12 protein-coding genes are annotated in these 12276 nt (G+C 39.6%); 7 read left to right on the top strand and 5 right to left on the bottom strand.

Annotated elements, in window-relative coordinates; translation table 11 throughout:
- Positions 1–122: 122 nt before the first annotated feature.
- From J4E76_RS17345 to J4E76_RS17330, 4 genes are all read right to left on the bottom strand, one after another.
- A complete protein-coding gene (locus J4E76_RS17345; protein WP_208506046.1) occupies positions 123–656 on the bottom strand; it encodes a YceI family protein in 534 nt (177 codons plus the stop codon).
- A 3-nt stretch (positions 657–659) separates the two neighbouring features.
- The gene (locus J4E76_RS17340) at positions 660–1232 is read right to left on the bottom strand and encodes a YceI family protein (RefSeq protein WP_208506045.1); all 573 of its coding nucleotides are present in this window, start codon (positions 1230–1232) and stop codon (positions 660–662) included.
- Positions 1233–1339: 107 nt separating this feature from the next.
- Positions 1340–2107 carry a LytTR family DNA-binding domain-containing protein gene (locus J4E76_RS17335; protein WP_208506044.1) on the bottom strand — a complete coding sequence of 256 codons (768 nt, stop codon included), beginning with the start codon at positions 2105–2107 and terminating at the stop codon, positions 1340–1342.
- Complete coding sequence (locus tag J4E76_RS17330) at positions 2100–3209, bottom strand: sensor histidine kinase (RefSeq protein WP_208506043.1); 1110 nt, start codon at positions 3207–3209, stop codon at positions 2100–2102. Before J4E76_RS17330 ends, J4E76_RS17335 begins: the two co-directional genes overlap by 8 nt.
- Positions 3210–3326: 117 nt before the next feature.
- Here J4E76_RS17330 and J4E76_RS17325 point away from each other — a divergent pair, with 117 nt between their 5' ends.
- The 6 genes from J4E76_RS17325 to J4E76_RS17300 all read left to right on the top strand — a co-directional run bounded on the left by J4E76_RS17325 (position 3327) and on the right by J4E76_RS17300 (position 9687).
- Positions 3327–5315, top strand: coding sequence for a BatA domain-containing protein (locus tag J4E76_RS17325; protein ID WP_208506042.1), 1989 nt, complete (start codon positions 3327–3329; stop codon positions 5313–5315).
- A gap of 1 nt (position 5316) precedes the next feature.
- Entirely contained in the window at positions 5317–6585 is a 1269-nt protein-coding gene (locus J4E76_RS17320) for a dihydroorotase family protein (RefSeq protein ID WP_208506041.1), read from the top strand.
- Positions 6575–7114: a DUF4199 domain-containing protein gene (locus J4E76_RS17315; protein WP_208506040.1), complete on the top strand. Its 540-nt coding sequence runs from the start codon at positions 6575–6577 to the stop codon at positions 7112–7114. Before J4E76_RS17320 ends, J4E76_RS17315 begins: the two co-directional genes overlap by 11 nt.
- Positions 7115–7234: 120 nt before the next feature.
- Positions 7235–7744 (top strand): DUF4199 domain-containing protein, encoded by a 510-nt coding sequence (locus J4E76_RS17310; RefSeq protein WP_208506039.1) that lies wholly within the window; start codon positions 7235–7237, stop codon positions 7742–7744.
- A gap of 3 nt (positions 7745–7747) precedes the next feature.
- On the top strand, positions 7748–8710 hold the full coding sequence (locus J4E76_RS17305) for a glycosyltransferase family 2 protein (protein WP_208506038.1): 963 nt from the start codon (positions 7748–7750) through the stop codon (positions 8708–8710).
- A complete protein-coding gene (locus J4E76_RS17300) occupies positions 8707–9687 on the top strand; it encodes a glycosyltransferase family 2 protein (protein WP_208506037.1) in 981 nt (326 codons plus the stop codon). Before J4E76_RS17305 ends, J4E76_RS17300 begins: the two co-directional genes overlap by 4 nt.
- Here J4E76_RS17300 and J4E76_RS17295 read toward each other — a convergent pair.
- Positions 9666–10433 (bottom strand): class I SAM-dependent methyltransferase, encoded by a 768-nt coding sequence (locus J4E76_RS17295; protein WP_208506036.1) that lies wholly within the window; start codon positions 10431–10433, stop codon positions 9666–9668. The two genes, J4E76_RS17300 and J4E76_RS17295, sit on opposite strands and share 22 nt — an antisense overlap.
- Positions 10434–10776: 343 nt before the next feature.
- Here J4E76_RS17295 and J4E76_RS17290 point away from each other — a divergent pair, with 343 nt between their 5' ends.
- Entirely contained in the window at positions 10777–12267 is a 1491-nt protein-coding gene (locus tag J4E76_RS17290) for an efflux RND transporter periplasmic adaptor subunit (RefSeq protein WP_208506035.1), read from the top strand.
- The last annotated feature ends 9 nt before the right edge of the window (positions 12268–12276 follow it).

The raw sequence follows: 12276 nt of genomic DNA, 5'->3' as shown, positions 1-12276 counted from the left end.
TTGCGCTGATGGTACTGCCTTTACCGGTGGGAGAGTAAGTAGTCGCCAGATTATTATTAAAACCCTTATCATAGACGATAAGGGTTTTTTTATGCACAAGAGTGGCTAAATCTTAGTAATGGCTAGAAAGGCAGCTTTATTGAGACCTCAATTCTTACCTCATTGGAAACGAGGTCATTCATAGTTCCAAAATCTAAATCAAAATCATCCCTTTTAATTGTGCAGTTTCCTGATAATACTAAGGATTGACCTTCTTGCTTCGTTTCATATATTAATAAGGCAAGGTTAGAAGAGTTTTTAATGCTTAAGGTACCTTCTATAGTATGTGGATTTTTGTTGTCATTTGATTCGTAACGAATGACTGGATAGGCTTCAGGGTTCAGAAAAACGTCCGTCTTTAAACTTTTATCACGATTCTTGTTCCCAGTATTGATGGTATTTGCATTGATTTCTACTAATACCTTCTTGACCAAACTTCCATTCAAGACGATTGAGCCTTTAAATTCTGTGAATTCTCCACTGACATTTAATATTCCAAAATGCTTGGCGGTAAATGAAATTTCAGTGTTAGTTGAATTGATATCAAAAGTTTTAGCAGACTCCTGAGAGTGTGCTAAAACTAAGGATAGTATTAACTGCACTAAGGTGATTATCATCCTCTATTCTTCTATGGCAAGTACATTCAATTCGATCTTAACTTCATTCCCAATAAGTGGGTTTCCATTAGGAAGTTTTCTGGAAAAAGTAACACCATAGTCTTGTCGGTTAATTATCAAAGTAGCAAACACAGCCATTGTATTGAAGCCTCTAGGTCCTTTAGCAGGTTCAACTAGCTTGAAGGGCAACTCAACGGTATTAGTAGTTCCATGAATGGTCAATTCCCCTTTCATTATGAATTGGCCTCCTTGTTTCGTAACGGATTGACTCTTAAACTTGATGTGGGGGTAGTTAGAAGAGTCTAAAAAAGCCGGGCCTTTAACCGCTTGTTCACCACCCAAACTATTGCTCGTATAGCTATCAACAGAGATTGTGACATCAGCTGATATTTTGGAAGGATCTGAATCGTAGGTAATAGTACCTTCAACTTTATTAAAGCGACCTACTACATCGACTGTTCCAAACCGTTGAACCTTTGAAGTAACAGCGGTGTGCTCGTTGTCAATACTGAAGTTTTGGGCATTTGACTGAATGAGTATTCCACAGAATAAAAGACAGAATATATATTTTAGCATAGTGATAAATGTTTCTCAAGGTTTACTGAGAAAGAGGAGTGTGGTTGGAAGAAAGGGTCCTTATGTGTAGAGTATGTGATAAAGTGCCCGATTCTGGTGGAATGTTGTTAGTCTAAACTGACAATCATCTTAAGAGCACTTTTATAGGATCTGCTGAGTTTAAGTTGATGACCATTTTTCAGTATCACCAAATATTCACCATTGAAATAGTTCTGTAGTTCTTTAATCTCGGTTTTTCTAACAATGCTGGATCTGTGAATTCTGACAAAAAGCTCAGGGTCCAATCCTTTTTCTAATTGACCAATTGTTCCTCGCATGAGATACTTTCTATCAGTCGTATTTACTTCTATGTAGTTTCCAGATGAAACTAGATATATGACATCCGAGAGAGGAACAATCTCAATTTTCCCCACCGATTTAATGGCAAATTCAGTTCGATATTTTCTCTGTGGTACTTGATTAATAGAATTTAGATCACCAAGTGACCGGACAACGCCATTTGATCTGCAATGGGCCTTAGCCTTATTTAAACTCTGATAAAATCTCTGATCTGTATAGGGTTTTAGCAAGTAATCTAGGGCATTTAGTTCAAAAGCCTTGACAGCTTGGTCGTCAAAAGCAGTTACAAAAATGAAGTAGGTATTTGCCTGATGGCTTAGTTGTTCCACTACTTCAGTACCCAACAAATGGGGCATCTGAATATCCATAAATACTATATGGGGTTCAAGTGTCAAAATTTGATTCAAAGCATCTTTTCCATTGGATGCTATGCCAACAATATTACAGTCCTTCACTTTCTCCAAGAGTATCTTGATAGAGTCTTGGGCAAGAGGTTCGTCATCGACAATTAACACTTTGTAATGGAAATCATTCATTGAAAGCTGGACTTATTGGAATTTCAAATTTGGCAATAGTATTTCCTTTCTCACTTTCCAGCAAAGAGAAACTTGCCGAAACTCCATAGACGGTAGATAGTCTTTGTCTAACATTCTTGATTCCCATTCCGGCATGAGTCACTTGCTCCCAGCTACCTGAGAGATTGGAACCGTTATCTTCTATCAGAAGTATAAGTTGAGAGCCACTCAATTCCGCTGAAATTTTCAATGAAGCATCATCTGTTGTTTTAAAGGCGTGTTTGAAGCTATTCTCTACAATAGGTTGTGAAATAAATGCAGGTATCGGCACATTCTTAGCGTCTTCATCAATGCTGACTTGGATACTCAACATATCGCCAAACCTAATTTTTTCTACTGCCAAATACTTGGCGATAAGCTCCATCTCTTCTTCTAGGCTTATCATATTCTTTTCCTGATTTCGTAGAGTGGCCCTTAGGAGTTCGCTTAGGGTAGCGATGGTTTCTGTTGCCAATGTCAGCTCGTTTTTCCTAATCAATGAGGCTATAGAGTGTAAGGAGTTAAAAAGGAAGTGTGGCTGGATTTGTGCCTTTAAAGTCTCTAAGTGAGCAGACAAGAGTTGTTTTTCCAAGGACTGAACTTCTAAGTCTAGCTGTAACTGTCGCTCTTTGCCCAGTTTAGCTTTTTGATAAAAGATAATCAGCATACTAAAGGCAGCTATGAGTAGGTAAACCAACAAATTGGCAGCGGCACTGGTAGTTAGGTTCATTTTTATGAAATCTAACATAGGAGTCTCAGGATTGAAAAATATCTGACTGAGCACGCTTAGAATGACCGAATAAACCAATGTAAAACCAACAGCATAGCCGAAGTGGATTAAGCCACTTCGCAGACGGTGTTCGTTTTTAATCCGCTTTACCAAGTAAAATATAAATGGCGTGAGAACTGCCCAGCCAACCCAAACAACAGATTGCCTCCATACAAAGTTTGACCAACCGCCATCGTAGCTATCCTGGAAACGGACGTATAGTTGCGTTGCCGAAATCAAGGTGATGAATAACCAGAAAGTAAAGTTGATTAGGAGTAAGCGAACGCTATGTGAATTAACCTTCTGAAAAAGCATCATGAATTATGAATGTGTATTCCATTCGAAGAATTTTCGCAAATTCTTGAACATAAAGTTACTTAAATTACGTAGTTATGTCTTTAGAGTTGAACCTCAAAGCCTTTCAAGTTCCTAATGCTTGCAGTCATCAATTTTCTTAACCCCAATGTTTTATGGGGTCTCCTTGCGGTAGCAATTCCGATAATTATTCACCTGTTTAACTTAAGAAGGGTTAAAAGGGTTGAGTTTTCCAATACTTCATTATTAAAAAGGGTTAAGGAAGAGAGCTCTGCTAAAAGAAAGCCTGTTGAACTTTTGATACTTATTTCAAGAATTCTGGGAGTGATTTTTTTAGTTCTGACATTCGCTAGACCTGTCTACAAGAACAAGGAGAATGACCTTAGTTTGCAAGATGAAGTTCTTATTTATCTGGATAATTCGCTCAGCCTTTCTGTAAAGGATAATGGCCAACAAACGGCATTTGACAATGCCTATAGCCTCACGCAGGATTTAGTCAACGCCTATCCTGACGGAACAGTTTTTCGCTTTATTGAGAACGCATACGCCAACTCTATTGCCACCGAGTTTACAAGGTCAACCTTAACTGATAATCTTACTGAAATCCAGCAAGTTGGGGTTGATCGAAGTTTTCAGGAGATTGCCAACAGGCAAACCGGACAGGGCATCAAGGGGGACGTCTACTTTGTATCGGACTTTCAGGACAATACAGGTTTAAGTTCTTTGCAATCTGACACTACAAGTAATTATTTTTTAGTTCCGGTATCGGGTTCTGAGTATAGCAATGTCTACATAGACAGTGTATATCTCCAAAACACTTTTCTGTCGGGCAGTGTGACAAACCTCTTGCGCATTCGTTTGAGAAGAAATGATAGGAGTACCGATCGAGTAAACGTGAAACTCTACCTAGATGATAGACTTTCAGGTACCAGCCAGGTGAGTTTTGAGGATAATCTTTTAGCCAATTACGATTTTGAAATACCTGCCATAGACCAAGGCATGGACAGAATAAGGATCTCCATAGACGATCCTGGCTTGGCCTTTGACAACGACTACTATTTGGCAATTAATCAACTGGATAAAATTCGAGTACTTGAAGTATATCAATCAGGAACACCATCATATGTGTCGTCATTGTTTGAGGACAACGAGTTGTTTCAGTTTGAAAGAGTGAATGCCAATTCATTGGATAATCAAAAAATAGAAGCAGCGGATTTTATTCTCATCAACCAACTGTCTTCATACACAAATCAATTGACTAACGCTATCTCCAATTCAATCGATGATGGTAAGACGGTTTTGGTAGTTCCTTCAAGGCAATCGACTTCCAGCGAGCTGAATAGACTTGGTTTGAGAGTTACAGGCGATACGCGACAGAGAGTCGACTTGGAAGTTCCTGATTATGAGAACCCATTTTTCGAAGGCGTGTTTGTGGAGAATTCTCAAAATCTAGAGATGCCTAATGCAAGAGTTTATTTTAGGTTGATTAATGAAGAGCTCCCTTATTTAAGCTTCAAAAACGGTCGCTCGTTTTTGTCCAAGGTATTGAGCAATGGCAGCTTATTCTTCTTTTCGAGTAGTTTCGATGAAAGCATTACTTCATTTCCGAATCATGCACTTTTTGTTCCAGTATTGTACAAGCTAGCACTTGGTAGTAAGGCGAACCTGTCCAATTTATACTATAGCACGGATGATGAAACCATTGTATACCCCATTAATGGTCAGGATAGAAGTAATATTTATGAATTACGAAGAGGGGAAGTTTTACTAATTCCTGACCAAAGACAAGAAGAGAACCGGTTGATTATGGAAATCCCAAAGGACCAAATATTGGCTGGGCACTATGAATTGGTGTTGAATAATCAGGTAGTTGGCACTTTGGCCTTCAATATACCGAAGGAGGAATCGAATGTTCATACCATAGATTTTGATTATCTAGAAGAACTCAGTGCCTCGCCCAGCATAACCTTGTTGAATGGGGATGGAGGCCAATCTGTTAGGGAGGAAATTCGTTCAGGTATTGACGGAATACCACTTTGGAAGTATGCGTTGTTAGGGGCTTTGCTTTTTCTTTTTTTAGAAATAATATTAATCCGATATTTGTAGCATGGAATTTTTGATTCGTGCTGCTGAAATTCTGCACCCTGATTCTCCCCTTCACAAATCCACCAAGGACGTACTAATCTCAAATGGAAAGATCAAGAAGATCTCTGACCATATTGATTTTGATGGTCAAGTGGTGACTTCTGAGGGTTTAAAACTGAGTATTGGATGGTTCGATATGCGTGCCCATTATAATGACCCAGGTTTTGAACACAAAGAAGATGTGGATAGTGGTACACAATCGGCATTATCAGGAGGGTTTACAGATGTAGTCCTATTGCCAAATACAAACCCAGTAGTCAGTACAAAGAATAGCGTTGTTTACTATCAGAAGCACAACAAAGTATCGCCAGTGAGCCTTCACCCTATGGCAGCTGTTACTATTGATTGTGAAGGTAAAGAGCTAACAGAAATGATAGATTTATATCACGCTGGGGCCATTGCATTTACTGATGGTTTGAAAACCATTTGGCATACTGATATACTATTGAAGGCACTTCAGTATTTACAAAAGTTTGATGGCCTTTTAATCAACAGGCCAGAGGATCAGCATTTGACAGCATTTGGCCATATGAATGAAGGCCATGTGAGTACCGTACTTGGACTTAAGGGAATGCCAGCTCTTTCAGAATCAATTATGATTCAAAGAGATTTGAAATTACTGGAGTATGCCGGTGGAAAGATTCACTTTAGCCTAATCTCGACTAAGGAGAGCGTGGATTTGATTAGAAAGGCTAAGGCTAACGGACTGAGTGTGACTTGTGATGTAGGTGTCAATTACCTTAAGTTTACTGATCAAGACTTGGAGCAGTACGATACAAACCTAAAAGTTAATCCACCCTATAGGCTGGAAGAAGATAGAGAAGCACTTATTCAAGGTGTTTTGGATGGTACCATTGATGTTGTGGTTACGGACCACAACCCTCATGATGAAGAAGGCAAGAAACTAGAGTTTGATCTCGCGGACTTCGGGTCAACCAACCAACAGGCTTTTTATAGTATTGCGAATGATGCACTGGGTAATAAACTAGATAGTGTCATTGATCGGTTTACTACCAAGCCAAGAGAAATACTCGGCTTAGAAGTGCCTAAAATTGAAGAAGGAGCCGATGCCTGCCTTACGCTTTTTAGTCCAAAAAAGAAGTGGGCATTGAATACGAAAACCAACGCTTCTAAGTCGGTGGCATCACCAGTTTTCGATCAGACACTTGAAGGAACAGTGATCGGTGTTATAAATAAAGGGGAGCTTTGCCTCAATAATTATGAAGATTAATCCGGTAATTCCGAGGATTTCATTTAGGTATGGATTGGCAGGTGGGCTCATGGCCATTGTGGCATTCCTTGTCTTTTTTTATTTAGGTCAACAGCCTTGGAGAAATCTCATCTCATTTATGTTGGACATTCTAATAGTGGGTCTGTTCTCCTTTCTTGCCATAAAGGACTTCAGGTCTAACTACAACAACGGTGAATTAAGGTTCTACCATGGGATGAGCCTTGGCTTTATATGTTATAGTACTATCGCATTTGTTTTTGCTGTGTTTTATCTTGTGTTTATGCAATGGATAGAGCCTGACTTCCTCAATCTGTTTATTGAAACCGCTAAATCAGATATGGAATTGAGGAAGGACATGATATTGCAAGGGGTTGAAACTGACCCTGAAATTTACTTTTCTGAGCAACTGGCCTCACTCGACAAAATCACTAAATCGAGCCTAATATTTGATTCCTTTTTAAAGAAACTCATTTTTGGAATCTTTCTCGCTCCAATTTTTTCAATTGTGTTAAGAACCCGCCAAGCTTAAAATCAATCGTTAATCCCTTTAATAATTCACTTAAGTAAAAAAGAATCGGTGATCAGTGATAAGTAGGTAAACTTGTGGAAAATAAGTATTTTTCAACTTGTCAACCTTTATTAGACTAACATGGAAGAACAAATAACTACAGGCCAAGTGGCCAAAAAATGGGGATTAATTTATGGCTTAGTGGCCACAGTAATTAATCTAGTTCCACTTCTGCTTGAAATACAAGCCTCTTGGTGGCCCGTGGTCAATATTGTGATTGCAGTAGCAATGTACGCACTAGCTACGAAGGAATTCAAAACAGAGAATGGCGGTTTTATGACCTTCGGAGAAGGTTTTAGAATCAGTATGGTTGCTGCTTTAATTGCGGGTGTCATGCGGAACCTCGTGACCTACGTATATGTGAAATTCATTGATGATACTGTAATGCAAAGGATTCAGCAGGCTGTAGAGGATAGTTGGAGAGAACAAGGAATGTCTGAGGAGCAAATCGAACAGATGTCTGGCTTTTCAGCCGGAATATCAAATCCAGAAATTACCTTGGTATTAGGAATTGTGTTTGTACTTCTTGGTGCATTGATTTGGGGATCAATTGTCTCTGCGGTGAATAAGAACGAAGCTGAAGATTTTTAGAAATTGACACAAATATCTATAGTAATACCCCTTTACAACGAAGAGGAGTCACTACCTGAACTCATTGATTGGATAAGCCGTGTAATGGAAAAGCATGGCTTTCTTTATGAAGTCCTGATGGTGGATGATGGGAGTACTGATGACTCTTGGGAAGTGATTGAAGGGTTATCTCAAAAGCATCCTATTAAGGCAATTAAATTTAATAGGAACTATGGCAAATCAGCTGCATTGAATGTTGGATTCAAGCATGCTGAAGGTGAGGTGATCATTACTATGGATGCCGATTTACAAGATAGTCCAGATGAAATTCCTGAACTATATGAAATGGTGAAGTCAGGGAGCCATTTGGTTTCTGGGTGGAAAAAGAAGCGTTTTGATCCAATTACTAAAACCATCCCTTCCAAACTATTCAATGGTGTAACCAGAATATTATCGGGAATTAAACTCCATGATTTCAACTGTGGGTTAAAGGCCTATGATAAGAAATTGGTGAAAACGCTGGATATCTATGGTGAAATGCATCGCTATATACCAGTGATTGCCAAAAGAAATGGCTTTACCAAGATCAGTGAGAAAGTCGTTGAGCACAGAGCTCGAAAGTATGGTCAGACTAAGTTTGGTATAGAGCGCTTTATCTATGGGTTTTTAGATCTATTATCAATATCCTTTGTCTCAAGATACAAGAAGCGTCCAATGCACTTTTTCGGCACTTTAGGTACTCTTTCGTTTGTGCTAGGCTTTGTTTTCGTTTTGGGGATCACTTGGGAGAAGGTCAGGGCTATCTATATCTTGAAAACAGATGATTACCGTCAAATAGTTGAGCAACCTTTGTTTTTCTTGGCTATTGCCGCAATAATCATTGGGGTTCAACTCTTTCTGGCAGGTTTTGTAGGAGAAATGATGGTAATGAATTCTCATAAGCGAAACGATTACATATTTGACAATACCATTGGCTTAGATCAATGAACTTCTATTCGGTTGTAATTCCAGTATATAATCGACCTGATGAGGTGAGAGAACTTCTTGAATCACTCGCTTCTCAGACCTTTAAGCATTTTGAAGTGCTGATCATTGAAGACGGGTCAAAAGATTCTTGTGAAGAGATCGTAAACTCATTTAAAACAGCACTGGATATTCACTATTACTTCAAAGAGAATTCTGGACAGGGGTTTACCCGAAACTATGGTTTTGAAAGAGCTAAGGGGGACTACTTTATCGTTTTTGATTCTGACTGCCTGATACCACCATCGTATTTTGAAACGGTAGACCAGTTCTTAATTAACAACAGTGTAGGTGCCTTCGGAGGACCTGACGCTGCCCATAACTCTTTTACAACCTTACAAAAAGCGATTAGTTATTCAATGACCTCTCCTTTTACTACTGGAGGTATAAGAGGCAACAAGAAACATGTTGGGAAGTTTCACCCTAGAAGTTTCAATATGGGGATTTCTAGAGATGTTTATGAGGCTACTAAGGGCTATAAATTGACTCGAATGGGTGAAGATATTGAGTTTAGTATCAGGGTTATCAATAGTGGATTTTCGACTGCTCTGATTGAAGATGCCTTTGTCTATCATAAAAGGCGGACAAGCATTTCGCAGTTCTACAAGCAACTCCACTTTTTTGGTCGCGCAAGAATCAATGTGAATCGTTTTTTCCCTGGAGAGCTAAAGACTGTTCATCTCTTACCTGCTTTTTTTACCCTAGGTTTTTTGGGATGGTTGACGACAATGCTATGGAATGAGGATCTTTTCAGATTAGGTTCGGCCGTTCTATCTGCTTTTTTCTTGTTGATACTCGTCCATTCATTAATGAAGACAAAAAGTCTGAAAGTAGGAGTTATTAGCTTGCTGACGTCCTTCGTTCAGTTGTTTGCCTACGGCATGGGATTGATTTCTGAAAAACTTAGTCCTCGAGGCAATCAGCCCTTCGCGCAAAAGTAAATAATCTCATTTGGAGGTAGAGCGTAGCGTTCGACTGTCTCTTTAGGAAGCTCCATAACGAATCGGTCTTCGGTGACTTTGAACCCTGCTTTTTCAAGGCGCTGACCGTAATCAAGTCCAAACAAGCGCACGTGATCGTCTTGCCAATAAATACGCTCTCTTTCTTTAGGGTCAGTGATCGTAGGATCTTCCAAAGTAGTTTCTCTACTGTAGTCTTGAGGGGACTGAATTATTGCCCATCCACCAGGTTTTAGGACGCGATGAATTTCGCTCATCGCTTTAATGTCATCTTCGACATGTTCCATAACATGATTACAAAAAACCACATTGAATGTGTTGTCATCAAAGGGAATGTCATGGACATCCATTTTGACATCTGCCAGTGGAGACTCAAGGTCCGCTGATGTATAGTCAATGTTGGGCATGGATTTAAATTTCTTAATAAAACATAGCTCTGGTGCTACGTGAAGCAGCTTAAGATCTTTAGTAAAGAAATTCGTACGTTCTTCCAAATAAAGCCACATAAGACGATGCCTTTCGAGCGACAGGGAGTCCGGACAAAGTGCGTTCGGCCTTGGATTCAATCGGCCATAGGGAAGAAATTTTCTATATGAGATTTCGCAAATAGGACATTCCACATTGTTTCCCCTCATGAAAAGACTGATAAACCGGAGGCCGTAGTGACTGAAGTACTGGAGGTACTTACGAGGAATGTTCCTCAACATGAAGCTTATGAGCTTTTTCATGAATTAAATTTCGACAAAGATAAAAATCCATCGTTAAGTATGTCTGACCATCTACATTATGATTGACCTTGTGGTCTTGTCTATTTGCCGTTCTTATAAATCGAAGAATTGGATTAAACGCTAGGCCTCTTCAAAACATCTAAATAAGTATGGATTTTTCCGTTTGTCGTTAAACATTTGCAGTAGGTAAGGGTTTACAGACTGGATTAGAGGAGTTTAGAACTATTGGAGTAGTTGTTGATTATTTCAGAGGCGTCAAACTTTTTTGGACGGGGAGAAACACAATGTTATAAAGTATAATTTCGCAAAGCGTTTAAAAGAAATCGAGTTTAATTAAACAATCATGAGAAATAAGTTAATCATTTTTGGTGTCATCATAGTGGTAGTGATCATTGCTGCTGTGCAGTTCTTCAATCCTTCGAAGGCCGAGGAGACCACATCCCTATATGCAAAAGCGGAGAAGGGTGAGTTTACTGTGGAAGTGACCACAACAGGTGAGCTATCTGCCGAAAGGTCAACTAAGATCATTGGACCTGCGTCAGCAAGAGACTTTGGTATTAGAACAATGACTGTTCAAAGGCTTGTGGCCGAAGGTACCCAAGTTAGCGCAGGAGAATTTGTAGCTCAGCTCGATCCAGGAGAACTCTACGACAAAATTCAGGCAGAAAAAGACAGACTAGATGCGGAGACTGCTGAATATGATAACGCAAAGATAGATACAGCACTAACACTTAGTGCCGAAAGAGATAAGCTTATTAATCTTGATTACAACATTGAAGAAAAGCAACTCCAATTAGAGCAGTCTCAGTATGAGCCACCTGCAACCATCAAGAAATACGAGAATGAGCTTGAAAAATTAAAGCGTGATAAAATGCGCGCTATTGAGAACTACGGTTTAAAAATAGAACAAGCCAAATCTAAGTTGATCGAAGCAACAGCGGACCTGAAGCGGGTACAAAATAGGTACGACAGAATGCAGAAATTGATCAGTGATTTTACAATCCTGGCACCTCAATCAGGCATGGTGATTTATACAAAAGGAGGTTTTGGAGGAGATAGAATCATTGAAGGTTCTTCTATCAGTCCTTACTCGCCTAATGTGGCTGAGTTACCAGATCTTTCGAGCATGATTTCAACAACATACATTAATGAAGTAGATATTAGGAAAGTAAAGTCAGGCCAGCCTGTAGATATTGGATTGGATGCATTTCCTGAGAAACAATTATCGGGCAGAGTGCTTCGAGTAGCTAGAGTAGGTCAGCAAAATCCAAACTCTGATGCAAAGGTGTTTGAAGTTGTGGTTAGGCTTAATGAAAGAGACGGTGACTTAAGACCAGCTATGACTACAAGTAATATTATTGTTACTCAAAAGTTAGATAGTGTTATCTTTTTACCGCTTGAATGTCTTCACGTTTATAACGACTCCATCAATTATGTTGTGAAAAAAGGTGGTGTCTTGCAAGAGGTAAAAGTGGGGCAGACTAATAGCAACGAGGCAGTAATAGAATTAGGAGTAAATGAAGGCGAAATGATTAACATGTCTCTGCCAGCTTCAGCTGAGGGGAAAGTGCCTAGGCTTCTAGCTGAGTTGGACGGTACTAGAATGCAGAAGTACCAATCTGCACCAGAAGAACTTCTTAATGGAGAAGGTGAGTGGCTAATGCCTGATGGCACCGAAATGTCACCAGAAGTGATCCAAAGGTTTAAGGATCGTGGAATGGATGCTAAACAAGCCACTGAAATGATGAAGCGGTTTGGTGGCGGTCGCGGAGGCCAAAGAGGCGGTGGTGGAGCCAGAGGTGGTGCTGCGAGATCAGGACAACCGAATAACTAATCTAGACCG

Origin of the sequence: Roseivirga sp. E12, assembly GCF_017592825.1 — a bacterium.
GTDB lineage: Bacteria > Bacteroidota > Bacteroidia > Cytophagales > Cyclobacteriaceae > Roseivirga.
Note: the sequence above shows the minus strand (reverse complement) of the source record. Positions and strands in the feature narration are given on the sequence as shown.